Source organism: Streptomyces sp. KM273126, from assembly GCF_004337435.2.
Classification (GTDB): Bacteria; Actinomycetota; Actinomycetes; order Streptomycetales; family Streptomycetaceae; genus Streptomyces; species Streptomyces acidicola.
On the sequence record NZ_SJXB02000001.1, the window covers coordinates 6986419 to 7011994 of the forward strand.

25 protein-coding genes are annotated in these 25576 nt (G+C 72.4%); 5 read left to right on the forward strand and 20 right to left on the reverse strand.

Annotated elements, in window-relative coordinates:
- Positions 1 to 20: 20 nt before the first annotated feature.
- From E0500_RS29420 to asnB, 16 genes are all read right to left on the reverse strand, one after another.
- Entirely contained in the window at positions 21 to 1556 is a 1536-nt protein-coding gene (locus tag E0500_RS29420; protein ID WP_131559511.1) for a multicopper oxidase family protein, read from the reverse strand.
- A 140-nt stretch (positions 1557 to 1696) separates the two neighbouring features.
- Positions 1697 to 3187, reverse strand: coding sequence for a peptide MFS transporter (locus E0500_RS29425; protein WP_220140633.1), 1491 nt, complete (start codon positions 3185 to 3187; stop codon positions 1697 to 1699).
- A complete protein-coding gene (locus tag E0500_RS29430) occupies positions 3184 to 4224 on the reverse strand; it encodes a ketoacyl-ACP synthase III family protein (protein WP_399120064.1) in 1041 nt (346 codons plus the stop codon). The genes E0500_RS29425 and E0500_RS29430 overlap by 4 nt, the downstream gene beginning before the upstream one ends.
- Positions 4221 to 4544 carry an antibiotic biosynthesis monooxygenase gene (locus E0500_RS29435; RefSeq protein WP_131559515.1) on the reverse strand — a complete coding sequence of 108 codons (324 nt, stop codon included), beginning with the start codon at positions 4542 to 4544 and terminating at the stop codon, positions 4221 to 4223. Before E0500_RS29435 ends, E0500_RS29430 begins: the two co-directional genes overlap by 4 nt.
- On the reverse strand, positions 4541 to 4891 hold the full coding sequence (locus E0500_RS29440; protein WP_131559517.1) for an antibiotic biosynthesis monooxygenase: 351 nt from the start codon (positions 4889 to 4891) through the stop codon (positions 4541 to 4543). The genes E0500_RS29435 and E0500_RS29440 overlap by 4 nt, the downstream gene beginning before the upstream one ends.
- A gap of 2 nt (positions 4892 to 4893) precedes the next feature.
- Positions 4894 to 5646: an SDR family NAD(P)-dependent oxidoreductase gene (locus E0500_RS29445; protein WP_131559519.1), complete on the reverse strand. Its 753-nt coding sequence runs from the start codon at positions 5644 to 5646 to the stop codon at positions 4894 to 4896.
- On the reverse strand, positions 5643 to 6113 hold the full coding sequence (locus E0500_RS29450; protein WP_131559521.1) for an SRPBCC family protein: 471 nt from the start codon (positions 6111 to 6113) through the stop codon (positions 5643 to 5645). The genes E0500_RS29445 and E0500_RS29450 overlap by 4 nt, the downstream gene beginning before the upstream one ends.
- The gene (locus E0500_RS29455) at positions 6110 to 6373 is read right to left on the reverse strand and encodes an acyl carrier protein (protein WP_131559523.1); all 264 of its coding nucleotides are present in this window, start codon (positions 6371 to 6373) and stop codon (positions 6110 to 6112) included. Before E0500_RS29455 ends, E0500_RS29450 begins: the two co-directional genes overlap by 4 nt.
- Before the next feature lie 166 nt (positions 6374 to 6539).
- Complete coding sequence (locus E0500_RS29460; protein WP_131559525.1) at positions 6540 to 7754, reverse strand: ketosynthase chain-length factor; 1215 nt, start codon at positions 7752 to 7754, stop codon at positions 6540 to 6542.
- A complete protein-coding gene (locus E0500_RS29465) occupies positions 7751 to 9022 on the reverse strand; it encodes a beta-ketoacyl synthase (RefSeq protein ID WP_131559527.1) in 1272 nt (423 codons plus the stop codon). The genes E0500_RS29460 and E0500_RS29465 overlap by 4 nt, the downstream gene beginning before the upstream one ends.
- On the reverse strand, positions 9019 to 9498 hold the full coding sequence (locus E0500_RS29470; protein ID WP_309505182.1) for a cupin domain-containing protein: 480 nt from the start codon (positions 9496 to 9498) through the stop codon (positions 9019 to 9021). The genes E0500_RS29465 and E0500_RS29470 overlap by 4 nt, the downstream gene beginning before the upstream one ends.
- Positions 9495 to 9821 (reverse strand): TcmI family type II polyketide cyclase, encoded by a 327-nt coding sequence (locus E0500_RS29475; protein ID WP_131559529.1) that lies wholly within the window; start codon positions 9819 to 9821, stop codon positions 9495 to 9497. The genes E0500_RS29470 and E0500_RS29475 overlap by 4 nt, the downstream gene beginning before the upstream one ends.
- A gap of 74 nt (positions 9822 to 9895) precedes the next feature.
- A complete protein-coding gene (locus tag E0500_RS29480) occupies positions 9896 to 10387 on the reverse strand; it encodes a nitroreductase/quinone reductase family protein (protein ID WP_131559531.1) in 492 nt (163 codons plus the stop codon).
- Entirely contained in the window at positions 10384 to 11298 is a 915-nt protein-coding gene (locus tag E0500_RS29485) for a hypothetical protein (protein ID WP_131559533.1), read from the reverse strand. The genes E0500_RS29480 and E0500_RS29485 overlap by 4 nt, the downstream gene beginning before the upstream one ends.
- A gap of 70 nt (positions 11299 to 11368) precedes the next feature.
- Complete coding sequence (locus tag E0500_RS29490) at positions 11369 to 12412, reverse strand: methyltransferase (RefSeq protein ID WP_131559535.1); 1044 nt, start codon at positions 12410 to 12412, stop codon at positions 11369 to 11371.
- 53 nt (positions 12413 to 12465) lie between these two features.
- Positions 12466 to 14328: an asparagine synthase (glutamine-hydrolyzing) gene (gene asnB / locus E0500_RS29495; protein WP_131559537.1), complete on the reverse strand. Its 1863-nt coding sequence runs from the start codon at positions 14326 to 14328 to the stop codon at positions 12466 to 12468.
- 343 nt (positions 14329 to 14671) lie between these two features.
- Between asnB and E0500_RS29500 the strand changes: the two genes are divergently transcribed.
- Both E0500_RS29500 and E0500_RS29505 read left to right on the forward strand, forming a co-directional pair.
- Positions 14672 to 15127 carry a DUF1772 domain-containing protein gene (locus E0500_RS29500; protein WP_131559539.1) on the forward strand — a complete coding sequence of 152 codons (456 nt, stop codon included), beginning with the start codon at positions 14672 to 14674 and terminating at the stop codon, positions 15125 to 15127.
- The gene (locus tag E0500_RS29505; protein ID WP_131559540.1) at positions 15124 to 16596 is read left to right on the forward strand and encodes an MFS transporter; all 1473 of its coding nucleotides are present in this window, start codon (positions 15124 to 15126) and stop codon (positions 16594 to 16596) included. Before E0500_RS29500 ends, E0500_RS29505 begins: the two co-directional genes overlap by 4 nt.
- A gap of 76 nt (positions 16597 to 16672) precedes the next feature.
- On the opposite strand, the gene E0500_RS29510 is transcribed toward E0500_RS29505, so the two are convergent.
- Together E0500_RS29510 and E0500_RS29515 are read right to left on the reverse strand one after the other, a co-directional pair.
- The gene (locus E0500_RS29510; RefSeq protein ID WP_131559541.1) at positions 16673 to 17548 is read right to left on the reverse strand and encodes a DUF6410 domain-containing protein; all 876 of its coding nucleotides are present in this window, start codon (positions 17546 to 17548) and stop codon (positions 16673 to 16675) included.
- 179 nt (positions 17549 to 17727) lie between these two features.
- On the reverse strand, positions 17728 to 18198 hold the full coding sequence (locus tag E0500_RS29515) for a DUF1772 domain-containing protein (RefSeq protein WP_131559542.1): 471 nt from the start codon (positions 18196 to 18198) through the stop codon (positions 17728 to 17730).
- Positions 18199 to 18398: 200 nt separating this feature from the next.
- Between E0500_RS29515 and E0500_RS29520 the strand changes: the two genes are divergently transcribed.
- From E0500_RS29520 to E0500_RS29530, 3 genes are all read left to right on the forward strand, one after another.
- Positions 18399 to 19658 (forward strand): acyltransferase domain-containing protein, encoded by a 1260-nt coding sequence (locus tag E0500_RS29520; protein WP_309505183.1) that lies wholly within the window; start codon positions 18399 to 18401, stop codon positions 19656 to 19658.
- A gap of 323 nt (positions 19659 to 19981) precedes the next feature.
- Complete coding sequence (locus tag E0500_RS29525; RefSeq protein WP_258573582.1) at positions 19982 to 22030, forward strand: multicopper oxidase family protein; 2049 nt, start codon at positions 19982 to 19984, stop codon at positions 22028 to 22030.
- A 67-nt stretch (positions 22031 to 22097) separates the two neighbouring features.
- Positions 22098 to 23108, forward strand: coding sequence for a methyltransferase (locus tag E0500_RS29530; RefSeq protein ID WP_131559544.1), 1011 nt, complete (start codon positions 22098 to 22100; stop codon positions 23106 to 23108).
- A 36-nt stretch (positions 23109 to 23144) separates the two neighbouring features.
- On the opposite strand, the gene E0500_RS29535 is transcribed toward E0500_RS29530, so the two are convergent.
- Positions 23145 to 24020 (reverse strand): NmrA family NAD(P)-binding protein, encoded by an 876-nt coding sequence (locus E0500_RS29535; RefSeq protein WP_131559545.1) that lies wholly within the window; start codon positions 24018 to 24020, stop codon positions 23145 to 23147.
- Positions 24021 to 24699: 679 nt separating this feature from the next.
- The gene (locus E0500_RS29540) at positions 24700 to 25293 is read right to left on the reverse strand and encodes a carbonic anhydrase (protein ID WP_131559546.1); all 594 of its coding nucleotides are present in this window, start codon (positions 25291 to 25293) and stop codon (positions 24700 to 24702) included.
- Between the last annotated feature and the right edge of the window lie 283 nt (positions 25294 to 25576).

The following is a 25576-nucleotide window of genomic DNA, read 5'->3' on the forward strand; positions in this document are numbered from 1 at the left end:
GGGGCTCGGGCCCGGGGGCTTCACTGCACCCGGAAGTTGGCCATCATCCCCATGTCCTCGTGCTCCAGGTTGTGGCAGTGGAAGACGTACCTGCCGCGGTAGCCGGTGAAGCGGGCGATGATCTCCATCTCCTTGCCGGACTCCAGGTCGATGGTGTCCTTCCAGCCCGAATCGTAGGGGCCCGGGTCGTTCTGGTTGCGGCTGAGCACCTGGAAGTGGGCGAGGTGCAGATGGACCGGATGGTGGGCGTCGCCGTCGAAGCGCCAGATCTCGGTCGCGCCGAGTTCCGGTGCGGCGTCGTCCCGCTCGGGGTCGTACGCCTTCCCGTTGATGTCCCAGCCGTCGTCGCTGCGCTGGTTGAAGTCGAACTTGCGGGTCACGGTGGCGGAGGAACGGCTGAGCGGTTCGAAGTCGACGAGTTTCGTGGGCACCCGGCTGTCGTCGGCGGCCTTGCGTACCACGTGGAACTGCATGACCTTGCCGGTGTCGCCGTCGTCCAGCTTGTTGACCATGGCTATCCGGGTGCCGACGGGGAACTTGGAGAAGTCCACCACCACGTCGAAGCGTTCGGCCGGGGCCATCTGGATCTCGTCGTGCCCGATGGGCCGGCCCAGCAGCCCCACGTCGCTGCCGACCTGCACGAAGGCGCTGCCCGACTGCGGGCCGGGGTCGAGGGCGAGCCGGTAGCGGCGGGCGTTGGAGGCGTTGAGCAGCCGGAAGCGGTAGCGGGCGGCGTCGACCTCCAGGACCGGCCAGGGCGCCCCGTTCACCAGGATGACGTCGCCGAGGACGCCCTCCATGAAGTCCTCGGTGACACCGTGCTCGCCCTTCAGACTCGGGTCGACGGCCGGGTAGTCGAAGGCGCCGTCCGCCGTGAACGAGCGGTCGCATATCAACAGCGGGATGTCGCGCTCGCCCTTGGGCAGCGGGAGGTTGTCCTCCGCCTCGTCGTGGACGAGGTGGAAGCCGGCGAGGCCGTGGTAGACCTGCGGGCCGGTGAAGTCCATCCGGTGGTCGTGGTACCAGAGGGTCGCGGCCGGCTGCTCCAGCGGGTAGTGGTACTCCCGGCTGCCACGGGAGATGTCGCCGCCGTGGGCGTCGTGCCCGTCCCAGCCGCTGCCCGGCAGGATCAGGTCGGTCGGGAAGCCGTCGTGCTCGGGCGGGGTCCTGCCGCCGTGCAGATGGACGGCGACCGGCACCTCCAGTTCGTTGGTGTGGCGTACGACGATCGGCCGACCGCTGCGGGTGGCGAGCGTGGGCCCCGGGAACTGGCCGTTGTAGCCCCAGATCTCCGTCTTGGTGCCGGGCAGGATCTCCACCTGGGCGGGCTTCTGGACGATGTCGTAGTAGTCCACGCCTCCCTGCGTTCCGGAGGGCTTCAGGACGGACGGGACGGGCAGTGGCGTCTTGAAGAGGGCGGGGGTGCGGGCCCGGCTCTTGCGCAACGCGCCCGTGCTCCCTCCCTCGTCGCTGCAACCGGTCAGGGCGGACGCGACGGGCAGTGCCACGGCGGCGCCCCCGGCGAGCCGCAGCATCTTCCGACGGGTCAGGGACATCCCAGGCTCCTCACTGATGGTGGGAGCGGCCGCCGGTGTGCGTCCGGCCTGTGCGCGTGCCTACGGCCGGCCCCCGAGTCGATAGACATTCTATATATAGGGCTTCTACCTATGAGGAGTCGCGTATCCAGGCACTGTCCTCAGGACACGCTCCGGGTGGGTGCCGGCGCCCCGGCGTCGGCGTGCACGGCGAGCCGGGCGCGCAACGGTCCCGAGGCGGCAGCGAGCGCGGTGCCCGCCAGCAGCCCCAGCACGGCCAGCAGCAGGTAGTAGACGGCGTCCGGGACGACGTCGACCAGCTGTGCCAGCCGGCCGCCGGCGGCCGCGCCCACGGCGGCGAAGAGCCAGAACAGGCCGAGCACCCGGCCCGTGTAGCCGGGCGGGGCGACCTCGGCCGCCAGACTCAGCCCGATCGGTGCGACGGCCAGTTCACCGCAGACCAACAGCAGATAGACCACCACCAGCCACAGCGGCGACACCCGACCCTGGGCCGCGGCGGACGCCGCCGCGGCCATCGCCACGAAAGCCGCGCCGCCCAGCAGCAGTCCGGCGGCGAACTTGGCCGGCGCGCCCGCCCGGCGGCCCAGCAGCACCCACAGCGCGGCCGCGACCGGCGACAGCAACAGCAGGAACAGCGGCTGCACGGACTGGAACCAGCTGGCCGGTACCTCGAACGGCCCCAGGGTGCGGTCCACGTCGTCCCGCGCGAACAGGTTGAGCAACGCGGGCCCTTGGGCGAACAGCAGCCAGAACACGGAGGACGCCGACAGCATCCAGGCCATCGCCCGCAGCCGTACCCGCTCCACGGGGCCGACCGCCGGTGCCCGCAGCAGCGCCCGGTAGTACAGCACCGGGACCGCCAGCACGACCAGCCCGACCAGCATCAGCACCCGCTCCAGCGGCAGCGCGCCGCTCACCGCGGCGACCGTCACCGCCGCCACGGGCAACCCGCCGAGCAGTCCGGCGCGGCGCAGTACCCGCCGCAACTCCCCGTCGGCCAGCGGTCGTTCCGGCCGTGCGCCCACGTCACCGAAGTGCGACCACCCGGCCGCGTAGCAGACCACGCCGATGACCATGCCCAGCGCCGCGGCGCCGAACCCCAGATGCCAGTGAACCGTCTCCCCGAGGAAGCCCGTCACCAGGGGCGCGAGGAGCGCGCTGACCTGGATGCTCATGTAGAAGAGGGAGAACGCCGCCTCCCGGCGCTCCGGGCGTCCCTGGTACAGGCGGCCGACCATCGCCGCCATACCGGGCTTGACCAGTCCGCTGCCCACGATCACCAGCCCGAGCCCCGGATACAGCCACCCCTCGGACGGCACGGCCAGCAGGCCGTGTCCCGCGGTGATCAGCAGCCCGCCGTACAGCGTGGCCCGGCGCGCGCCCAACAGCCGGTCGGCCAGCCAGCCGCCCGGCAGCGCCGACATGAAGACGAGGGCCATGTACAGACCGGACAGCGCCGCGGCGTCGGCCTCCGACAGACCGAGGCCGCCCTCGTCCGGGTCCGCCACCAGATAGAGGTAGAGGATGGCCAGCATCCCGAAGAAGCTGAACCGCTCCCACAGGTCGACCACGAACAGGGTGCCGAACCAGCGCGGCTGTCCCAGGAATCCGGTACGCGCCCGCCCGCTCACCACGTCTCCCCGCCTCCGGCCGCCTCCGGCCGGTGCAGCAGCTCCACGACCGCACAGGACCAGGAGAAACCGGCGCCCACCCCGGCCAGCAGGCACAGCTGACCCGGTGCCAGCGTGCCGGAGTCCACCAGGTGCCCGAAGCCCGCGAACTGGTCCCCGGCGCCCAGGTGTCCCACGCGGCGGCCCCACGACCACGTCGTCCTGTCCACGTCGATGCCGAGAGGCCCCAGGAAATGGGCCTCCAGACGGGGACGGCCCAGGTGCGGCAGCACGAACCAGTCCAGGTCCGCCGCCGTCACCCCGGCGTCGGCCAGGCAGCGCTTGAGCACCGCGCGCTGGCCGTCGTCGATTCGGCCGAGCACGGTGTCCAGGCCGGTCGCGGCCACGAAGTCGCGGCGCGGCGGCTCCAGGTCGACCGGTTGGCGGACCGCGAACGGCGCCTCGCTGAACGGGTCGTCACCCCGGTGCATCCGCTCCAGCCCCGGATCGGAGTGCGTCGCCAGGGCCCGCACCCGCGCGAAACCGCCCCGCCGCGACAGCACCAGGGCCGTCCCGCCGTCGCCGTACGGGGTGCCTGCGTCGCTGCGCCAGCGGTCGAAGCCCGGCGGGCAGAACCGGTCCCCGGTGGTGATCAGGGCCCCGGAGCGGTCCGGGGCGCCGGCGAGGTAGCCGGCCGCCAGGTCCAGGGCGGCCATCCCGCCGTTGGACATCTGGCGCACCTCTATCGCCGGGCAGGTGTTGCCCAGGGCCGTCCGTTGCACGTAGGAGGCGGGCGCCCACATGTCGTGGCCCTGATGGAAGGTGGTGGCGTGCAGCACCAGGTCGATGTCGGCGGGGGCGGACCCGGACTGCGCCAGGGCCGCCCGGGCCGCCCGTGCCGCCATCTCGGGCCCGGACTCCCCGCGGGAGACCCGGACCGACTCGACCTCGGTACGCCACAGCGCCCGCCGTCGGCGCGGCCCGGCGGCCTCGGCCACGGTCATCGCCGGCGGGAGCCGACGGCCGACGCCGGCGATGTAGAGGTCGGTGAGGCTCACGTGGGCGCCTCCACGAAGGCGGCGACGACCTCGTACACCTCGAAGAACCTCTCCCGCGCACGGTCCTGGTAGGGGCGCAGTGGCGAGGTGGACGGCCGGTGCTGAGTGGTCTCCTCCCAGGCCCGGAAGGCCGCGAGGCTCTCCCACTCGCTCATCACGACCAGGCTGCCCGGATCGTCCGCGGACCGCAGCAGCTCATTGCCCAACAGCCCCGGCGTGCCCGAGAGATGGCGGCTGATCAGCTCGTACGCCTGTTCCACCGCGCCCGGGTCGTCCGCGGGGGCCCGGTGCCACAGCAGCACACGGGCCCGCGCGGTCATCGGGCGCCCCCGGCGGAGGCCGGGGCGGAGGCCGCGGGCAGGAAGTGCACCCCGCTCATGATGTGCATGGCACCGCCGCGCCGGTACGGATGCAGCTTCGTACGGTGCTCCACATGGGCGTCGCTGTGCTCGAACTCCCTGAAGCGCCTCTCGTCGACCCAGTCGCTGATCACGTAGTACACCGACTCCTCCTCGGCGCTGCGCATGAGCCACTGGCCCAGGTTGGCCGGGTGCCCGGTGATGACGTTGCCGATGGACAGCCAGGTGCGCTCGAAGTCCCCCTCCATCCCCGGGTTGATCTCGAACCGCAGCAGGACCCGGAAGAGCTCGCCGTCGTTGTCCGGCATCCTCAGATCCCCCCGTCCACCGCGATGGCACCGCCGGTCACGTACCGGGACAGGTCGCCGACGAGGAACAGCACCACGTCCGCGACCTCGTCGGGGGCACCGAGCCGCCCCAGCGAGGTCAGCGCCCGGTACCGGGCCTGCAGCGCCTCGTACTGCTCGGGCGGGAGTTCGGCCGCCGCCTCCGTCTCGATCACGCCCGGGTCGATCATGTTGACCCGGATTCCGCGTCCGCCCAGCTCCTTGCAGAGCGACCGGGTCAGACCGATCAGGCCGGCCTTGGCAGCCGTGTAGTGCGCCCGCTGCGGGAGACCGACCGTGGCCACCCGGGAGCCCACGTTGACCACCGACGCGCCCTCGCCGAGCAGCGGCAGCGCCTGCTGCGTCACCAGGTAGGCGGCCGTGAGATGGGTGTCGAGCACCCGGTGCCACTCGTCCTCGGGAAGCTTCTCGAAGGGGATGTGGCTGATGACACCGGCGTTGTTGACCACGGCGTCCAACGAGCCGTACCGGGAACGCGCCTCCTCCAGCAGCCGCCGCACCTGCGCCGGATCCCCGACGTCCGCGCGGACCAGGTGGTGGTCGCCCGGTATCTCCTTCAGCTCGCGAGCGAGCGAGGAGGCCGCCTCGTTCTCCTGCCGGTGGCAGGTCAGGACGTTGGCCCCGGCCCGCGCCAGAGTGAGCACGATCGCCCGCCCGATGCCCCGGGTGCCGCCCGTCACCAGCACGTTCCGGTCCGTCAACTGCACGCTCGTCATGACCTCTCCACAGTCCTTGCGGCGGCGGCCGCCTCGACGCGTTCCTTGATGTGCGCCATCTGCACGGCGCTGTTCTTCTCCAGGTGCGCGGCCATCGCCCGGTCGTCGAAGGGCATCTCGTCCTTGACGTGGAACTCCTGGACCCAGCGCATCTCCACGCCGCCGTCGGTCTCGCGGTAGTCCCAGAACAGGCGCATGAACTCGAACGGGCCGGTCTCCACCCGGTGCGCCCGCACCGTGCGGGTCGCCGGGTCGGCCGTGCGCAGCGAGACCCAGCTGTTCACCTCGCCGTTCTCGTCCGGGTACATCGTCAGGCGGAACCGCACGGTGTCGCCCTCGCGCTCCAGGACGTCGACCCGGGCGTACTCGGTGAACAGCCGCGGCCACGACTCCACGTCGTTGGTCATGTCCCAGACCAGGTCCATCGGCGCGTCGATGCGCACCGAGCACTCGGTGCGGGCGGTCACGAGGCCACCGCCCCGGGCAGCCGGCCGCGGACGTACTCGGCCAGCTTCCCGGGCGTGGTCAGGTCCTGGACCGCGTCCTCCGGGATGGCCGTGCCGTACTCTTTGTCGATCTTGGCGACGATCTCCAGCAGGGCCAGCGAGTCGTAGCCCAGGTCGGTGAACTCGGTGCCGGCGATGTCCGACTCCAGGTCCACCGAGTCGTCGACGCCCACCGACGCGCGCATCACGCGCCGCAGGTCGTCCAGGGTGAAGTCCTGCATGGGTTCCTCCAGTTGGCGTGCCAGGCGGTGTTTCGAAAGTCCTGTGCGGTGCCCGCGGTGTCCGGTGCGGCGAGTGGGGGTACCTCCCACGCCCTTAAGGCAGTGGGGGAGCGTGCCGGGCGCCGTGGGTGCTGTGCGGGACCTTCGAAACACCCCCTAGGTGGGTTCAGTCCTGCACGGCCCGGACCACGAGGGCGGAGTTGAAGCCGCCGTGCCCCCGGGCGAGCACCAGCGCCGTGGAGACGGGCGCGGGCCGGGGGCGTTCGACCACCAGATCGATGTCGTAGTCCGGGGCGGGCTCGGTGACGTTGGCGGTGGGCGGGACGACGCCGTCGCGGATCGACAGCAGCGCCGCCACCACGTCGAGGGCGCCGGCCCCGGCGTACAGCCGTCCCGTCATCGACTTGGGCGCGGTCACCGGCACCCGGTGCGGGCCGAAGACCGCCGAGATCGCCTCGGCCTCCGCGCGGTCCAGGTGCGGGACCCCGGAGGCGTCCGCGAACACCACGTCCACATCGGCGGGGGCCACCCCGGCGTCCGCCAGGGCCCGTTCCATGGCGACGCGCAGCGTCGGCGGCCGCCCGCGCCCGGGAGCCGGGTCGAAGGTGGCGGCGTATCCGGCGATCTCGCCGTAGCGGTGCGCGGCACCGCGCTCGGCGGCCAGCCGCGCGTCCTCGACGATCAGAATGGCGCCGCCCTCGCCCGGCACATAGCCACAGGCGTCGGCGGCGAAGGGCAGATAAGCGCGGGCCGGGTCGTCGCACCGGCTGAGGTGCCCGGGCAACTGGGCGACCAGGCCCGCCGGCGACATGGCCGACTCGGTCCCGCCCACCATGACCATCCGGTGCCCGCCCCGCAGCAGTCGGCGGCCCTGACCGATGGCGTCGAGGCCGCCGGCCTGCTCGCTGACCACGACACCGCACTGCCCGCGCAACTTGTGCCGGATCGACAACTGCCCGGTGGTCGCCGCGAAGAACCAGGCGATCGACATGTAGGCGCCCACGTCCGAGGGCGAGCCGCTCCACAGGTTCTGCAGCTCCCGCTGGCCGAACTCCACGCCGCCGGTGGCGTTCGCGGTGACCACGCCCATCTCGTACTCGGGCAGCTCGGCCGGCACCACACCGGCGTCCTCGATCGCCATCTGCCCGGCCGCCAGCGCCAGATGACTCATGGTGGAGGTCTCCACCAGCAGCCGGCTCGGCACGTGGTCCGCCGGATCGAATCCGCTGACCTCGCCGGCCAGCGTCACCGGGTACGACGAGGGGTCGAACCGCTCGATCCGGTCGATGCCGCTCTTGCAGTCCAGCGTCGCCGCCCAGTACGCCTCGGTGTCCGTCCCGTTGGGGGCCATCACGCCCAGCCCCGTGACCACGGCCGTCATGCGGACACCGCCTCGGGGTCGGCCACCACGATGGCGCTCTGGAAACCGCCGAACCCGCTGCCGACGGACAGCGCGACGTCCGTGCGGTGCTCACGCGCCGTCACCGGCACGTAGTCCAGGTCGCACTCGGGGTCGGGCCGGGTCAGGTTGGCGGTGGGCGGCACCACGTCGTGCGCGACGGCCAGCGCGCAGGCAGCCACCTCGATGGAACCGATCGCCCCGAGCGAGTGCCCCACCATCGACTTGATCGAGCTCATCGGTACCCGGTAGGCGTGCTCGCCCAAGGTCGTCTTCACCGCCGCGGTCTCGTGCCGGTCGTTCTGCCGGGTGCCCGAGCCGTGGGCGTTGACGTAGTCGACGGCGTCCGGGTCGAGCCGGGCCTCGTCGAGGGCCACCCGGATCGCCTCCGCCATCTCCCGGCCGTCCGGCTTGAGCCCCGTCATGTGGTAGCCGTTGGCGCGCCCGCCGTAGCCGGCGATCTCGCAGTAGACGCGCCCGCCCCGGCGGCGGGCCGCCTCCAGCGACTCCAGGACGAAGAAGGCGGCGCCCTCCCCGAGGACCAGCCCGCGCCGCTCCGCGTCGAAGGGGCGGCAGGCCGCGTCGGGCTGGTCGTTGTAGGTCGAGGTGGCCTTGATGGCGTCGAAGCAGGCCAGGGTGATGGGGGAGATGGGCGCGTCGGTCGAGCCGGCGATCACCACGTCGGCGCTGCCGTCGCGCAGTAGCGCCGTCGCGTGCCCCAGCGCGTCGATGCCCGAGGTGCACCCGGACGAGACCACCGCGGTCGGTCCTTCGGCCGCGCACGCCCAGGCCACCTCCCGCGCCAGCGAACTGGGCGCGAAGTAGTCGTACAGATGGGGCACCGCGTACTCGTGGTCGACGAGCCACTTGTGGCCGCCGTCGCTGACCACCCGGTACTCCTGCTCCAGGCCCATCGTGCAGCCCACCGCGTTGCCCACGGTGACCGCGATGCGGGTCGGCTCCCGGGCGTCCAGGTCCAGCCCGGAGTCCAGCAGGGCCTCGCGGGTGGCGACGACGGCGAGCTGGGCGGCGCGGTCCATCCGCCGGATCTCCTGCGGGCTCAGCCCGTGCGCGGCCGGGTCGAAGTCGGCCTCGGCGGCCACCTGGCAGCGGAAGTCGGCCGGATCGAAGAAGGTGATGCGCCGGGTGGCGGTGCGCCCCGCCGTGAGCATCGACCAGAAGGCGTCACGGCCGACGCCTCCGGGCGCCACCACGCCGATGCCGGTGACGGCGACACGCGGGGCGTTCATCGCGCGCCACCGACGGGCGGGGCCGGTTCGTCCGACCGCTCCGGCAGGAACTCCGTGTCGACGTGGCCCAGTTCGGGCCGCGGCGCCAGCGGTGCCAGGTGGAAGATGACCCGGGCCGGCTCGCCGCACTGGTTGACCATGCGGTGCCGCACGCCCTTGGGCACCATGACCGAGTCGTCCGCCGCCAGGTCGATCAGCTCCTCGCCGATCCGGATCTGCAGCCGGCCGGTGATGACGTACACGAACTCCTCGGAGTACGGGTGGAGGTGCTCGCACACGTACTCTCCGGGCTCCAGCGTGAGCGAACCGCCGAAACCCGACGTCGAGTGGACGGTGCGCGGACTGAGCAGGATGCGGACGTCACCGCCGCGCTTCCGGTTCGGTTCGACCGCGGCGCGGCTGACCTTGCGCACCACAGGTGGGGGAGTCACGTTCTTCTCCTCGTCGCCGGGGACGCCTGCACCGGTGGCGTTCACCGGCTGGGCGTCCAGGTGTAGAAGGCCTCGGCCATGGCGTCCTTGGGCTCGCGCCAGTCGGGGTCGTAAGGCGTCATGAACCGGGCGAGCTTGGTGTGGATGTCCTGGTAGAGGGGGTGACTGCGGGCCCGGTAGAGGTTCTCGGTGATGTCCTGCTCGGCCTCGACCAACTGGAAGTACAGGCCGTGGAACCGGAACAGGGTGCGGCGCGAGACGCCGACCATGTACGGCAGTTCGGTCGCGTCCGACTCGGCCCAGATCTTGGCCACCGCCTCGGTGTCCTCCGGGTTCATCTTCGCGACGACGAGGGTCCTGTGCGCCATTGATGCCTCCTCGTTCCTGTGGGTCGATCGTGCTGGTGGGGTCTCGAGCCCGTGTGAAGGGCGGCTGAAAGCCGTCAGCCGGTGATCCGGAACCGCCCGACCCGCACCCGCGAGCCGGCCAGCAGCAGCTCGTCGCGGGTGGGCTGCCGGTCGCCGGGCAGCCCGACCCGCAGGGCGGCGACCGCGCGCGGGCCCTGCCGCTCGGCGAGGTCGCCGAGCAGGTCGGCGACCTGTGCCGAGTCCTCCACGACCCGCGGTTCGGCCGTCCGCCAGCGGCCCCGCAGGCGCAGCCGCACCGGCCGGCCTCCGCGCAGGTTCACGGGCCAGCCGGTGCCGACGCTGGTCGCGAGGATCTCGTCGCAGTCGTCGCCCCAGGGCCGGTAGGCCACCGGGATCCGGTAGCGGGTCCCGGTGCGGCGGCCGGTGTACTCGAGCAGCATCAGCCGTCGGCTGACGAGGACGTGCAGGGGGGACATCAGCAGCGGCCGCACGATCCGGTTGGCCGCGCGGGCGATCGCGACCGGCGGCGGTTTCCAGTCGTCGACGGTGTCGGTCGTCCTGCTCATGCCAGTGTCACCAGCTTGTAGAAGCCGTCGAACACCCTGGGCCGGCCGGTGGTGGTGCTGGTGATCCACGAGCTGAGCACATAGCCACCGGGCCGCAGCGACAGCCCCACCCGCGCCGAGCGGCCCGGGGACAGCGGCGGGGACCCGGCGGCACCGCCGATGAGCGGGTACGACGGCGGTGTGGTGCCGTCGCGCAGCGCTGCGAAGAACGCGTCCACCTCGGCGGCGGTCGTGCCCGGCCGCACGGGCAGCAGCACGGCCTCGTTGAGCACACCGGAGTCGTTGACGCACAGGTGCGTGCCGTTGGCGTGCAGCTGTCCGCCGCCGGACACCCAGAACCCGGACGGGGTGTGCCGGATCACGTCCACGGGCACGGGAGGCTCCCCTTTGCCCACCCCCTCGACGGTCAGCCGGTGCGCGACCGGACGCTCGCTGCTGTCGAAGTCGTAGGCGATGAAGTAGTACGTGCCCGGCCACAGGATCTGGGTGAACACCGCGTCGGTGCCGGGCTGGACCGCAGCACCGCCGAGGTTCACCGACTCGCTCTCGACCACGGCGGCGGCCGCGGCGGCCTCGTCGGGCGTGGGCGCGTTCGTCATCGTGGTCAGGTCGTCGAGGTACTTGTCGATGGGGACCCGCAGCTGGACGAGCGGCAGCCCCATGCCGCCCTCCGTGGGCGTGCTGACCCGGAACGACACGGGGCCGGCGGGCACCTTGGCCGGCGCGGTGACCGAGCCCGCGGCGACGACGACGTCGTACACGGAGGCCTTGCCGGCCCGCGCGGCCGGGGCCGCGGCCGCCCGGGAGGCGCCGGGCAGCGCGCCCAGCAGGGCGCCCGCGGTCAGGCCGGCGCCGAGGAGCATCCGCCGCCTGGACAGGCCGGTGTCGGTGCTGAGGGGCAGAGAGGTCACGGTACGGGTCTCCTTACGCGGTGGGGGCATACGGCGATGGGTGACAGTCGGGGCAGGGGCTGCCGTACGGCTAGGCGGCCGTGCCGCCTTTGTGGCCGACGATCAGGGAGTCGGCGTCCGTCAGCGGCAGCGTCTCGGTGCGCTCGAAGCCCGCCTGCGCGAGCCAGTCGCGGCAGTCGGCGCCGGAGTACTCGGAGCCGCCCGCGGTGACCAGCTGCATGTTCAGGCTGAGCAGCAGGTTCTTCGGGTCGCGCCGCTCGTCGTCGATGAGGGCGTCGTAGATGAGGACCGCACCGCCTGCGGGCAGCGTGTCGTAGGCCTTGCGCAGCAGGGTCAGGCGCTGTTCGTCGTTCCAGTCGTGCAGGACGTGGCCGAAGATCAGCACGTCGGCGGAGGGCAGCGGGCCGGTGAAGAAGTCGCCGGCGTGGAAGTCGAGCCGGTCCGCGAGACGGAGCCGGGCCACGTGCTCGTCGAAGAACGGCTCCACCGGCGGCAGGTCGAAGCTGCCGCCCCGCAGGTGCGGGTGCTCCTTCACGATCGCGGCGGCGAGGTTGCCCCGGGCGCCGCCGATGTCGATGAACGAGGTGCGGCCGCTCCAGTCGAACTCCTTGGCCAGCGCGGGCCCGACCAGCGCGTTGGCGCCGTCCATGGCGATCATGAAGCCGCGGACCGCCTCCGGCTTGGAGTAGAAGTCGTCGAAATGCGTGGGCCCCTTCGTCTGCGGCGCGCCGGTGCGCAGCAGGTCCGTCAGCTGCGCCCACAGGTTGAACTGCCAGTTCAGCATCTTCAGGAAGCCGCCTCGGTAGGGCAGCTTGGCCTGGTCGAGGTAGAGGTCGGCGGCGGGGCTGTTGCGGTAGACGTCGCCCTCGCGCTCCAGCGCACCGAGACCGACCAGCGCGTCCAGGAAGTCGCGGGTGGCGCGGGGGTGCAGCGAGAGCCGCTCACGGATCTCCGGCTCCGCCGCCGGGTTTTCGGCCAGCAGGCTGAACAGTCCGAGTTCGACGGCGCTGAGCAGGGTCTTGGACGCCCAGTAGCTCTGCCCGAGCTCAAGCAGGGCGGCGGCGTCGGGGGCGTCCGTGGCGTCGGACGCGCTGGGGGCGTGCGTGTCGGGCATGCGGAACTCCCTGGGATGTGGGCGGATGGAAGAACGGCGGGCGGCCTGAAAGCTCACAGGGTCAGGCGGACCCGGTAGCGGTCCAGCCAGTCGTTGAGCTGGAAGAGCATCTCGACGTGGGTGCGGGCCACCCAGGCACGAGGTCCGGTGACCAGGGCCTCGGGGTCCTCGGTGAACACCCGGGCCGCCTCGGTGTCGATCAGTCCGGCGGCCGGCGCGTCACGGTCGGCCGCCAGGCGGCGCAGCCCGTCGCACAGGGCGCGCGCGTACGCGACGTCCTGCGTCACCGGGTAGGGCGACTTGCGCCGCTGCAGGATCGACTCGGGCAGGACGTCGGTGAGCGCCGCGCGCAGCAGGCTCTTCTCCCGGCCGTCGAAGCCCTTCATCGACCACGGCGCGTTGAACACGTACTCGACCAGCCGGTGGTCGCAGTACGGCAGGCGCAGGGCCAGGCCCAGCGACTGCGCCACCGACTCGCTGTGCGGCAGCAGGGTCTCCAGCCAGCTGGTGACGTTGAGGTACCAGATCTCCCGCATCCGGCGCTCCTCGTCGGAGGCCCCGGGCACGTGTGGGACGCGCGCCATCGCCTCCTGGTAGCGGTCGGAGCAGTAGCCGGGCACGTCCAGCTTGGCCAGCAGGCCGGCCTCCAGCAGGTCGGTGCCCATCCCGTTGCGGCCGCCGCTCCACTGCGCCATCGCCGTCCACGGGAACGTCCGCGCCTTGAGCAGCGGTGGCATGGACATCCACATGGTGCCGCCGAAGATCCCGTCGGCGGCGTCGCCGAGGACCGCCACGTCGGCGTGCTCCCGGATCGCCCGGAAGAGCACGTACAGCGAGGTGTTCATGTTGCCCAGCGGGCTCGGCACGTCCTTCGCCCGCAGGGTGTTGGCCTTCACCACGGGATCCAGCAAGTCCTCTGTGCCGAGCACCACGTCGGTGTGCTCGGCCCCGACCTTTTCGACCAGTTCCCGTGCGTAGGGGGCGTCCGGCGTCGACCACACCTCGTCGGCCTGGAACTCCTTCTCCTGGCGGAAGGAGGCGGTGAACGTCCTGAGCGGCGGCGCGCCCCGCTCGCGCAGCGCCCGGGCGGCGAGCGCGGTCACCCCGCTGGAGTCGAGACCGCCCGACAGCATCAGGCACAGCGGCACGTCGGCGTCCAGCTGGTCGGCCACCGCCTGCTCCAGCAACTCCCGTACGGTGCGCACGGTGGTGTCCAGGTCGTCGGTGTGCTCCCGGGCCTCGAGCGCCCAGTACGTCTCCTCGCGCAGGCCCGCGCGGCTGACCCGCACCAGATGGCCGGGGCGGACCTGGTGCATCCCGCGGAAGACGCCGTGCCCGGGCGTCCCGGCGTAGGAGAGGATCTCCCGCAGGCCGTCCAGGTCGACGACCGGCTCGACGAGCGGATGGGCAAGGATCGCCTTGCGCTCCGAGCCGAAGACCACTCCGTGCTCGGTGGGGCGGTAGAACATCGGCTTGTTGCCGAGCCGGTCCCGGGCCAGCAGCAGTTCCTGGGCGCGGTGGTCCCACACGGCGATGCCGAAGACGCCCACCAGCCGCCGTACGCAGTCCGCGCCCCAGCGCAGGTAGGCGGCGAGGACGATCTCGGTGTGACCGTCGCCGCGGAAGCGGTGCCCGGACGCCTCCAGTTCCCGGCGCAACCCGGCCGCGTTGTAGATCTCCCCGTCGAGCGCGGCCACCGCCACCGTCTCACCGTCGGAGAGGAACGCGACCGGGTCGGGCGGCGCCTGCGGGGCCACGGTGATCTGGCGGCGGTGGCCGAGCACCGCGCGCTCGCTGGACCACAGTCCTTCTCCGTCGGGGCCGCGGCAGGCCATGGTCGCGGTCATCGCGCGGACGGTGGCCCGCTCGCGCGTCAGGTCACGACGGTGGTCGACCCATCCGGCGATACCAGACATGTGCGCTCCTCGTGTTGGGGTGTCGGCCGGGCGGCGAAGTCGCACCGCACGCCCGGCGGCGGAGGGCGGGACGCGCGCTGAGGCGATGTACGGCGCGTACGGCGCACGCGGGCCGCACACGGCTCGGCGCGACCGGTGCCGACAGGCTGTCCGGCACCCCTCGGGCGTTTCTCGAGCCACGATGGAGCGCCACCGGCGCCACCGGCGCCGCCCGGACGCGAGGCCGGTGTCGAGCCCGGCTCGAATGGGTCTTGAGGCCGCACGGGCACTGTCCAGCGACGTCGTGTCATCCGTCGCCATCAGTCGTCGTCCGCCGCGGAGCGGGCGCGGAAGTGAGGGGCCCATGATCGAACTGCTGGGCACGGCTGCCGTCATCGGCAGCGGCATCGTGGCGGGAGTGTTCTTCGCCGTGGCGGTCAGTGTGCTGCCCGCGGTGCAGACGCTGCCCGCGGACCGGTACGTGGAACTCCACCGCAAACTCGGCGAGGGCTACCACCCGGTGATGCCGCTGGTGGTCACGGTGGGAGTCCTCGCCGACCTCGCCCTGCTGTTCGTGGCCGACGGCGGCACCGCCCGCGCGCTGTTCGGCGTGGCGCTGCTGGCCATGGTCGGAGTACAGGTCGTCTCCCAGTTCGGCAACGTGCCGATCAACAAGAAGGTGCACGCCCTGGACCCGGCGGCCCTGCCGGCCGACTGGCAGGACCCGCGGCTGCCCTGGCGCTCCTGGCACCGGCTGCGGACCGCGTTCGCGCTGGCCGCGCTCGCCGTCAACGCCCTGGCCGTGGCGCTGCTGTCATGAGCGCCACGTCCAGGCCCCCCGTGGCCCCGGAGGGCCCGCCGACCGCACCCGTGACCCGGCGCCCGATGCGGGCGCTGGCCGTGGTCCTGCTGGCCGCGTTCATGAACCAGTTCGACGTCATGGGCGTCAACGTCGCCGTACCCGAGATCCAGCACGATCTCGGCGCCGGGGAGGCCGCCGCGCAGTGGGTGCTCGCCGGATACGCCCTGCCGTTCGCCCTGCTGCTGGTCACCGGCGGCCGGCTGGGCGACCTCGTGGGGCGCCGCCGTGTCTTCCTCGCCGGGACCGTGGGGTTCACCCTCGCCTCGGCGCTGGCCGCGGCGGCCGGCGGCGTGCCGCTGCTGGTGCTCGCCCGGGTCCTGCAGGGGGCCTCGGCCGCCCTGATGGGACCTCAGGTCCTCACGGTGCTCCAGCTGATGGTGCCGCCCGCCCGCCGAGGCCCGGCGATGGGCCTGTACGCCGCCGTGATCGGCCTGGCCAGTGTGGCCGGACCCGTCCTGGGCGGGGTGCTGGTCCAGGCCGACCTGTTCGGCTGGGGCTGGCGCGCCCTGTTCCTCGTGAACCTGCCCGTCGGCGTGCTGGCCGTGATCGGCGGACTCCGCTACCTGGGGGAGTCCCGGGAACCGGACGGCCGCCGCCTCGACCTGGCCGGGGTGGGGCTCGCGGCCGTGGCGCTGCTGCTGTTCCTGTGCCCGCTGACCTACGGCAGGGAACTGGGCTGGCCCTGGTGGGCGTGGGCGGCGCTGGCCGCCTCGGCACCGGCGCTGGCCCTGCTCGTGGCACACCAGCGACGGCGCGAACGGGCGGGCGGTGCCCCGCTGATCGCCCTGCACCTGTTCGGCGGGCGGGTCTTCACGGCCGGCGTGCTGGTGACGTTCAACCTCGCCGCGCTGATGACCGGGTTCTTCTTCGTCTTCGTCCTGTTCCTCCAGCACGGCCTCGGCTTCGACGCCCAGCGGGCCGGACAGTGCCTGCTGCCGTGGGCGCTCGGCACCGCGCTCTCCTCCTTCCTGGCGATCCCCCTGGCCCGCAGGCACGGGCGGCGGGTGCTGATCGGCGGCAACCTCGCGGCGGTGGCCGGCGTGACGCTGCTGACGGTCACCGTCGCGGCCGCGGGACGCTCCCTCACGGTGCCTGCGGTGGTGCCGGGACTGCTGCTGTTCGGGATCGGCGTCGGCCTGGTCAGCACACCCGTCCTCAACGTCACGCTGAGCGGTGTCGCGCGGGCCGACGCGGGGTCCGCGTCCGGGGTGTTCTCCACCTTCCGGCAGGCGGGCGCCGCCGTCGGCGTCGCCGTCACCGGCGGAGTGTTCTACGCGCTCGTGGGCGACCCGGCCGCCGCCCGCCCGGGGGACTACGTGGACGCCGTCGTCGTGACCATGCTGGCCCAACTCGCCGTCGTCCTGGTCACGTTGGGTCTGGTGTTCCTGCTGCCCCGGGAGGACGGCGCCTCGCACGGCCGCAAGTGAGCCCCGCGGACGAACGTCGGCCCCGGCCGCCGGACGAACCGGCGGCCGGGGCCGCGACGACGGGAGAGGGGGCGCCTCAGCCCGCCGCCGGCGTACGGCGCCGCAGTCGCCGTACGCCCCGGACGACGGCTGTGACGATGCCGATGAGCATGATGCCGCCCCACAGCATGTCCGGCACGTTCGTCCCGGCCGGGATCGCGCACACCAGGAACAGCGCGGCCAGCCCCCAGGTCCGCCGGTCCGGGCCCGGAGCGGCGCGACGGGCCCGCAGCGCGAGACAGGCCGCCGGCAGCAGCAGGACCAGGGACCACCACATGGGCGGTTCGTAGCCGTTCACCGCGTCCTTGACCGGGGTTGTCACCAGCATCAGCGGCAGCACCCAGACCGCGACGAAGTAGCAGCCGGTCACCACGGCGGCAACCGTCCACCACTTCCCACCGGGAGAGGTGCGGAAGGCGATGTCGGCCCGGTCGGCGATGTTGAACGGCGAGTACAACCGGTGCCGGCGCCGCCCGGTCACCAGCGCCGGCAACGCCGTCACCTCGGCGCCCGCGTACCGGGTCAACGGGCACAGCACGAACCCGAGCAGCGTGTACAGGCCCAGCCCGTCGTGCAGGGCGGCCGGGCCGATGTCCAGCGGGTAGAGCAGCGCCGGCAGCAGGAACAGCGCGGTGCCCGTCCACGGGCTCACTCGGTCCAGCAGCCGTGCCGACAGCAGCCGGTAGGCCACCGTGTAGGCGACGGCGACCAGGACGAAGCACAGCACCGTGCGCAGGAAGTAGGCCCCGTCGAACCGGCTGTCACGGTCCACCCGGTACCACACGGCGACGGCCGCGAACAGCAGCCGCAACGCCCGTCCGGCCGCCGGCATGTCCAGGCCGACGACGGGACGGCCGTCCGCCTCGGGGACGGTCTCAGACGGCCGCAGGGCCGCCCGTGGTTCGCTCGTCATTGCGCACACCTCCGGAGTGCGGAAAGGGAAGAGCCCCGCAGCAGAGGTGGCGGGGCCCGGAGCGCGGCGACCGGGCCTAGGGGGCTTCTGATGGATCTCCGCGGCGTCGCGACGCCCGGCACGCCCTCTCGCCGCACCGAACGCCGCTCCTTCTCCCACGGAGATCCGTCAGAAACCCCCTAGACCAGCACACCGATCGCCACGCCGTTGACGCCGAGCGCGACGAGGGTGAAGGAGGCGCGCACCAGGTTCCAGTTGCGCCAGCGCACCCGCCGGTGAACCAACCGGTCGAAGTCCGGCGGCAGGGAGTCGGGGTCGAGCGTCTTGAGCCACTTGTTGATCGGGACGTTCCGCGTCAGCGAGACGAGGACGGTACCGGTCAGCAACACGACCGCCACGGCGTACAGCGCCTGCGCGGCGTCCCGGGGGGCCACCACCGCCAGCGCCAGGTTCGCCGCCAGCGCGGTGAGCAGACAGGCCGGCATGAAGGGGTCGAACCGTGTCACCAGCAGCTGGTGCAGGGCGACGTACCGCTGCGGCGGCAGCGTCAGCAGAAGGGGCGCGCCGAGTACGGCGATCATCATGCCGCCCGCCGCCATGCCGCCGGCGACCGCGGCCACCGGCACCAGGATGTGTGTCCACCAGTCCATGACTCAGAACTCTCCGTCCACCCGGGCCTCACGGCCGCCGAGTTGGGGCGCCCAGCGTCGGGGGGCGATCTCGAGCACGTGCGGAGGATCGCTGGAGAGACGCGCCCCCGGGCCGCCCGAGCCGGGGGTTCAGGACGCCTCCACGGGTATTCGAGAGGCCGTGCCCAGGCTTCGTCCGGTCGAGCCTGGAGGTGAGCGCGGTGGAACCCACGCGAACGGCCCCGTATCTGCTGCTGTGGTCGGCGCCGGACGAGAAACGCGAGAGCCGTCGGCGGTACGCGATGCGCCGGTACCTGACCCTGGACGACACGCCGGACCGGCTGCCGCGCGCGGTCCGGCTCGTCGCCGGCCGGCGCGGCACGGGCCTCGTGCGGGGCGCCGCCGTCGCTGGCACCGTCGACGAGGCCGTGGGGGCCCTGAGCGGCGGTCAACCGCCCCGCCCGCCGCGGCACCGCCCCGTCGTCCTGCTCTTCCCCGGCCAGGGCACGCAGCACCTCGGCATGGCCACCGGGCTGTACGGCTACGAGCCGCTGTTCACCCAGGCACTCGACCGGGTCTTCGCCGCACTCGGACCCGAGGGACACCGGCTGCGCGACGAATGGCTCTCGGGTGACCCGGACGTGCCGCTCGACGACGCGACCCGCGCCCAGCCGCTGCTCTTCGGCATCGGGTACGCGCTGGGCCGCATGGTGCTCGGCTGGGGCGTCACCCCCGCCGCGCTCCTCGGACACAGCGTCGGTGAGCTCGTGGCGGCCACCGTCGCGGGCGTGTTCACCCTGCCGGACGCCGTCCGTGTGCTGCGCGACCGGGTCGACGCGGCGGTCGCGACCGGGCCGGGCGGCATGCTCGCGGTCGCCGCCTCCGTGGACGAACTCGCCGGATACCTGCCGACCGGCGGACAGGTGGTGGCCGCCGCCGTCAACGCGCCCCGGCAGACCCTGCTGGCCGGCCCCGACCCGCAGTTGCGGGAGGTCGAGGAGAAGCTGTGCGCCGACGGCCTGACCTGCCGTCGGGCAGCCGCGCGGCAGGCGTTCCACAGCCCCGTCATGAAACGGGCCGCAGAGCGGGGCCGCGACCTGGTGGCGGCGGTCCGGCCCGGGGCACCGGCCTGGCCGCTGTACTCGGGCTACACCGGCGGTCCGCTCGACGCCGCCCACGCGGTCCGGCCGGAGTTCTGGGCCCGGCAGCTCGCGGACCCCGTGCTGTTCTGGCCCGCCCTCGACGCGCTGCTCGCCACCGGCGGCCACCTGCTGCTGGAGGCCGGCCCCGGGCAGGGCCTCACCGCCATCGCCCGCCAGCACCGCTCGGTCCGCTCCGGCGCCAGCACCGCCGTACCCCTGCTTCCGGCCCGGCCGGGCCCGCCGGAACGCGACCGGCGCACGCTGCTCACCGCGGCCGGACAGCTGTGGACCGAGGGCCACGCCCTGGAACCGCTCGCCCCGGACACGGTTTGCCCGTGACACCGGTACGGACGCGGCGGTGCCGTCGAGGTGAGTACGGACGGGCGGCAGGCGGCCGGGGCGAACGTACGGGTCACGTTCGTGACGCCGGTGCCGACACGACGGCGTGTTGCGGCACCCGGCACGCGCGTGTGGCTGACCGGCCCGCGTCCGCGCGCGGCCGGCGCGCGACCGTGCCGCCCTTCCGCCCGTGGCGTCCGGCCGGCCCTTGACCGTCCTCCTTCCGCCCCGTTCAGGTCGGCTCTTGACCGTCGGCCCCACCATCCCGTCCGGTCAGCCTTCGACCGTTCCGCCCCGCTTCAGGAGAAGCCACCGTGTTCGAGATGCTGCTCAACGCCGACATGCAGGCCGCGGCGCTCAACGTACTGATCTGGACGACGGCCGCGCTCTGCGCGGGGCGGTGGCCGGTGGAGCGGTCCCGGCGGCGTGGCCGGGCGCGGGCCGTGACGCTGCTGGCCCTCGTGGGGATCGGCATGCTGGTCGTCCTGATGAGGATCACCACCGTCACGCTGATGGGCCGGGAGAGCTGGCTGTTCGCCGTCGACCGGGTCGCCGTGGCCCTGCCGGCGCTGGCCGTGCCGGCCGCCGCGGCCCTTGTCGGCACCCTGCCGCGCCTGGTGGCCTGGGTCCGGCGACCGTCCCTGGAGACCCGTATCGCGGCCTTCGCGCCGACGGCCGTCGTGCCCCTGCAGACCGCCGCACTGGGAGCACTCGTCGGGCTGTGGACGGCGCTGTTCACTGTCCTGGCCCCGCCCCTGCTGGGGCCCGCGCTGCTGATCCACTCGGCGGTGGTGCTGTTCGCCGCCCTTGCCTGGTTCTGCCAGACCCGCCGCTGGCTCGCCGCCCGCTCCCGACCGCGCCGCCGGGCCTCCCGCCCGGTGCGGGCGTTGCGGGCCGTGGCCGCGGTGACCGCGGTCGCCGTCGCCGGCACCGCGACGGTGAACCTGGCCGCCGCGAGCAGCAAGCTGCCGGACAGCATGAGCATGGCGCCCGCCGACGGCGCGGCGGGCGGACACCACGGCGGCGGGGAGTCCGCCGCCGCGGGCGGCACGACCTCCGTGACCGCCCTGACCGGCCCCCGCGACGAGCGCCCCGACCGCCGCTTCACGCTGGTGGCCGCGGAGAAGACCGTACGACTCGCCTCCGGCCGAACCGTGCGTGCCTGGGCGTTCGACGGCCAGCTCCCGGGGCCGACCCTGCGGGTGCGGCAGGGCGAGCTGGTGGAGGTCACCGTACGGAACGAACTGCCCCGTGCGAACGTTGCCGTCCACTGGCACGGGGTCGACGTGCCGAACGCCGAGGACGGCGTCCCCGGCGTCACCCAGAACGCGATCCGTCCCGGCGGCACCCATGTCTACCGCTTCCGTCCCGACGAGTCCGGCACCCACTGGTACCACTCCCACCAGCAGACCTCCGTGCAGCAGATGAAGGGGCTCTTCGGCGCGCTGATCATCGACCCGCCGAAGCCCGCTCCGGTGGACCACGACTGGTACCTCGCCATGCATTCCTGGAAGACCGAGGACGGCGCCACCGTGCCCGCGCTCGGCCTCGCCGACCGCCTGGAGCGCCGCCGGGCAGCGCCGGGCGAGCGGGTGCGGCTGCGGCTGCTCAACTCCGACCGTCTCACCCACGAGTTCTCCCTCACCGGCACCTCCTTCCGGGTCACCGCCCTCGACGGCAACGCCGTGCGTGGTCCCACGCCGGTGAGCGACCGGAAGCTGGCCATCGGCGCGGGCGGCCGCTACGACGTCGAGTTCGTCATGCCGGACCGGCCCGTGCGTCTCACCGAGATCCAGGACTTCGTGGGAGCCCGCGACCGGGGCCTGCTGATCAGCGCGGACGGGCGCGGCGAGGTGACACCGGACCTCCCCTCGCGAGAGTTCGACCCCACGACCTACGGCACGCCCGCGCCGACGCCGTTCGGCCCCGGCAGCCGCTTCACCCGCACCAAGACGATGGTGTTCGACAACGAGATCGGCTTCTACGACGGCCGGTTCCGCGTCACCTGGACGGTCAACGGCATGGCCTTCCCCGATGCCCCGAACCTCACCGTCCGCGAGGGCGACCTGGTCCGGCTGCGGTTCGCCAACCGCAGCCACTTCGACCATCCCATGCATCTGCACGGCCATCACGTACTGGTGCTGAGCCGCAACGGCCGCCCGGTGACCGGAAGTCCGGTGTGGCTGGACACGGTGAACGTCCGCGTCGGCGAGGTCTGGGAGGTCGCCTTCCGGGCCGACAACCCCGGCATCTGGATGGACCACTGCCACATCGGCGACCACGCCGTGCTGGGGATGATGATGCATCTGTCGTATGAGAACGTGACCTCGCCCTACCGGGTCGGGCGGGCCACCGGCAACCGGGTCGAATGACCGGCCGCGCGGACCGCATGCCCACGATGCCCACGATGCCCACGAGACGAGAATCAGGAGAGCGGACGTGACGGACACGCACGACGGGCCCCGCGACGCCGGCCGGCGGTTCTCGCCCGGTGCCCTGCCCGGCATGACCCCCGGACACCAGCTGATGTTCTTCCCGGTGGCCGCCGCGGTCAGCCGCGCGATCTGGGCGCTGGCCCGGCTCGGCGTCGCCGACCGCCTGGCCGACGGCCCGCGCGACGCGGCCGACCTGGCCGAGGCCGTCGGCGCCGACCCCGACGCGCTCGCCCGGGCGCTGCGGGCGGCCGCCGCGCTGGGCGTTTTCGCCCAGGGGCCGGACGGCCGCTTCGCCCTCACCCCGGCCGCGGAACTGCTGCGCTCGGACGTGCCCGAGTCCCGCCGCGACCAGGTGCTGCTGTACGGCGACCCACTCACCTGGCTGCCGTACCGCGACATCCTCGACACCCTGCGGACCGGCGAACCGGCCTTCCCGAAGATCTTCGGGCAGCCGTACCACGACCATCTGCGGGCCGACGCCGACGCCGCCGGACGCGTCGCCCGGGCCGTGGCGAGCACCCACCGCGGCAACCTGGACTACCTCACCTCGCTGATCGACCTGGGCCCCATCTCCCGTGTGGCCGAACTGCGCGGGGACGGCCTGTTCCTCCAGGCGCTGCTGGACCGCCACCCGCACTGCTCCGGGACCGTGGCCGACGACACCGCGACCGTGCCCCCGGACACGCAGGCCCTCGTGCTCAAGCAGGTGCTGCACGACCTGCCCGACGCGGACGCGGTGCGTGTGCTGCGGACCGTGCGGGAGGCATTGGGACAGGACCCCGAGCGGCGGCTGTTCGTCCTGGAGCGGGTGGTCGGCGCGGCCTCCCCGGATCTCGCGGCCGTCGTGGACCTGGACATGCTGCTGATCACCGGCGGTCGCGAGCGAACCGCCGTGGAATGGGGCGAGTTGTTCACTGCCGGCGGCTTCGACCTGCTCGCGGCCCCGGCGGGGAGCGGCTGGACAGCCTTCGAGTGCCGACCGGTCCACGGTCCGACCACGGCCCTTGCGGGCTGACTCGATGAACCAAACGCTCATTGTCTTGTCCAGCGTTCAGGCAGTGTGCAGATCGAAGGCCGCGCGGTTCTGGGCGATGAAGCCCTCGACGTCGAGGGGGTCGCTGCCGCCGATCGTCTTCACCAGGTCGTTGGTGCCGGCGAAGACGCCGTTGCGGTAGTCGACGGCCACGGCGAGCAGGTGCTGGATCAGGTGGTCCGGCGCACCGCGCCCGCGCAGGATGGCGGCGAATTCGTCGAATTCGATGGGAACGTAGGTGACTTCACGGTCCAGAGCCCGCGACATCTTCTCGGCGATCTCGTAGTGGTTGAGCTCCTCGGCTCCGTACAGCGGGCAGATCTGGCCGGCGTGCGGGGCGGGGTCTTCCAGGATGGCCGCGATCACCTTCGCCTGGTCGCTTTCCGCGATGGGAGCGTGGCGTCCGTCGGCGAACGGCAGGCGCAGTTCGCCGGTTCCGTCGGCCCAGGTGTCGATCAGCCACTGGGCGAAGAAGGTCGGGCGGATGTGGGTGACGGGGACCGGGAAGTGGTCCAGGACGCGTTCGGCGACCCAGTGCTGGCGTGCCGCGTTGCTGGCGGTTTTGCGGCGGGCGGAGACCTGCGACATGTTCACGATCGCCTGGACCCCGTTCTCCTCCGCCGCCTGGGCCACGTTCGCGGTGGCGTCCATCAGGCCGGGGCGGATCGGATAGGTGAAGTACAGGGCGTCGATCCCCTTGGTCGCCTGGGCCAGGGAGTCCAGGTCGAGGACGTCGCCTTCCACGACGTCCGCTCCGAGGGCGGCGAGCCGCTCGGCGCGGACGTCGAGGCCGCGGACGAGTGCGCGGACGCGGTGCCCACGCTGGAGCAGGAGTTCGGTGGTGTGGCCGCCGGTTTTGCCGGTGGCCCCGATCACGAGGAGGTTGCGTTCCATGATGGTGATCTCCCTTTCTTGAGAGGGAGCCAGTGGGAACTCCACTGTCACTCCTTCGAGTCGGTGCCGCACGAAATGAGTGAGAGGCGGTGCGATGCCCGTCCAGCAGGAGGCTGTGGTTGCGGGCCCGCCCCGAGCAGCAGCGGCCCTGCGGTCAGGGTGTGTGGCGGGGCCGGAGGGCGAACAGCGCGGTGGCAGCGGCGATTCCGGCGCAGGCCTGGACGGACCAGGCATGGGCGAATCCGGTGGTCGTGGCCTGGGGGTGAGGGAGACGAGCAGGGCCACGCCCTCGGTGCTGCCGATCAGCCGGCCCATGTTGAGCACGGCGCTGCCGGTGGTTGCGTGTTCGGGTGCGAGGGTGCCACCGGCGGCGAACAGCGGCGCCTGGGCCAGACCGGCGGCCAGGCCGACCGTACGTCGCCTCGCAGGACATGCTGCACGGCGGCTGCACGTTCGGCTCCCTGGCCGCTGAGGTCGTCAAGACCGAGCCCTCACCGGGACGCGGCGGCCGGGGGCTTCGAGCGGTGGCAGGAGCTGTTCAAACGCGGCCCGAGCAAGATGCGCGAGCGCGGCGAACTGCGGCCGGAGGCCGAGCCAGCCGCGCTCGCCCACCTGCTCGCCGCCGCGTTCCATCACGTCATGCCGGGTTTACCCTCCCGCTGCACCCGCGCACGGATTACTACGCAACTTCGGCGGGAACGTCGCGAACGACCTCGGTCAGCTCGCCGGAACCGATTTCGTAGAAAAGGCCGTAGATCTCAATGTGCTTCGGGGTGCCCGGGCTGTTGCGGATCAGGCTTACATCGTAGTTGAGTGATTTTTCGAAGTCGGCGATGGAGATGCCGTCCCAGTCGTACAGTGACGAGATGTCGGTGTGATGCTCATGTTTCCACGCAGCGGTGATTCCCTCCGCCGTGAAAGACGTGGCGCCGCAGAAGGAGTGGTGTACGACGACAACCCGCTCGATTCCGAAGAGGTGCTGGGAGACCGTGATCGAGCGAAGGGCGTCCGCTGCGCGTCCACCCCCGACGATGAGGGGGAAAACCGTCGCTGTAGAACCTGTCTTCCGGCCGGACTCGTCGAGAACAAGGTCACCAGGGTAAACCTCGTCACCGAAGTAATCGGCCACCGCTTGCGCAGCGTCAGCCGCCCGGGGGTCAAAGCAGTAGATGGCGATCGTCCGGACGGGAATCGAACTGGTGATGATCTCCCGAGCTGTCGGTTCGCTGTAACCCGGCTGCCCTCGGAAAGTGAATTCGACAAAATCCGACATGCTTAACTCCGATTCTTGCGGAACAGTCCCGGGCTTTTCACGCAAAGCCCGGGATACTTGAAATATGAGATAGGGGCATAGCACCGCCTCTGTGACCTTCCGATGGCGATGCCGACTGAAGTGTGTGCAATGACGCCCAGGCGATGCCGATGCATCGCTCCTCAACGCGACGCCCACAGGACCTGACTTATAACCCGAGCGTGCTGGGCTTTCCTGGAAACAGGACACACAGCGCCGGACGATTGCGGCCGGTGGACGCCGGGATACTGGGGATGGAGGCGCC

Bases quoted from the DNA above. Each gene is read 5' to 3' on its own strand.
- E0500_RS29420 (WP_131559511.1), bottom strand. From the start codon at position 1,556: ATGTCCCTGACCCGTCGGAAGATGCTGCGGCTCGCCGGGGGCGCCGCC.
- E0500_RS29515 (WP_131559542.1), bottom strand. From the start codon at position 18,198: ATGGACTGGTGGACACACATCCTGGTGCCGGTGGCCGCGGTCGCCGGC.
- E0500_RS29465 (WP_131559527.1), bottom strand. From the start codon at position 9,022: ATGAACGCCCCGCGTGTCGCCGTCACCGGCATCGGCGTGGTGGCGCCC.
- E0500_RS29460 (WP_131559525.1), bottom strand. From the start codon at position 7,754: ATGACGGCCGTGGTCACGGGGCTGGGCGTGATGGCCCCCAACGGGACG.
- E0500_RS29500 (WP_131559539.1), top strand. From the start codon at position 14,672: ATGATCGAACTGCTGGGCACGGCTGCCGTCATCGGCAGCGGCATCGTG.
- E0500_RS29480 (WP_131559531.1), bottom strand. From the start codon at position 10,387: ATGAGCAGGACGACCGACACCGTCGACGACTGGAAACCGCCGCCGGTC.
- E0500_RS29510 (WP_131559541.1), bottom strand. From the start codon at position 17,548: ATGACGAGCGAACCACGGGCGGCCCTGCGGCCGTCTGAGACCGTCCCC.
- asnB (WP_131559537.1), bottom strand. From the start codon at position 14,328: ATGTCTGGTATCGCCGGATGGGTCGACCACCGTCGTGACCTGACGCGC.
- E0500_RS29540 (WP_131559546.1), bottom strand. From the start codon at position 25,293: ATGTCGGATTTTGTCGAATTCACTTTCCGAGGGCAGCCGGGTTACAGC.
- E0500_RS29445 (WP_131559519.1), bottom strand. From the start codon at position 5,646: ATGACGAGCGTGCAGTTGACGGACCGGAACGTGCTGGTGACGGGCGGC.
- E0500_RS29435 (WP_131559515.1), bottom strand. From the start codon at position 4,544: ATGACCGCGCGGGCCCGTGTGCTGCTGTGGCACCGGGCCCCCGCGGAC.
- E0500_RS29440 (WP_131559517.1), bottom strand. From the start codon at position 4,891: ATGCCGGACAACGACGGCGAGCTCTTCCGGGTCCTGCTGCGGTTCGAG.
- E0500_RS29525 (WP_258573582.1), top strand. From the start codon at position 19,982: ATGCTGCTCAACGCCGACATGCAGGCCGCGGCGCTCAACGTACTGATC.
- E0500_RS29475 (WP_131559529.1), bottom strand. From the start codon at position 9,821: ATGGCGCACAGGACCCTCGTCGTCGCGAAGATGAACCCGGAGGACACC.
- E0500_RS29455 (WP_131559523.1), bottom strand. From the start codon at position 6,373: ATGCAGGACTTCACCCTGGACGACCTGCGGCGCGTGATGCGCGCGTCG.
- E0500_RS29505 (WP_131559540.1), top strand. From the start codon at position 15,124: ATGAGCGCCACGTCCAGGCCCCCCGTGGCCCCGGAGGGCCCGCCGACC.
- E0500_RS29535 (WP_131559545.1), bottom strand. From the start codon at position 24,020: ATGGAACGCAACCTCCTCGTGATCGGGGCCACCGGCAAAACCGGCGGC.
- E0500_RS29490 (WP_131559535.1), bottom strand. From the start codon at position 12,412: ATGCCCGACACGCACGCCCCCAGCGCGTCCGACGCCACGGACGCCCCC.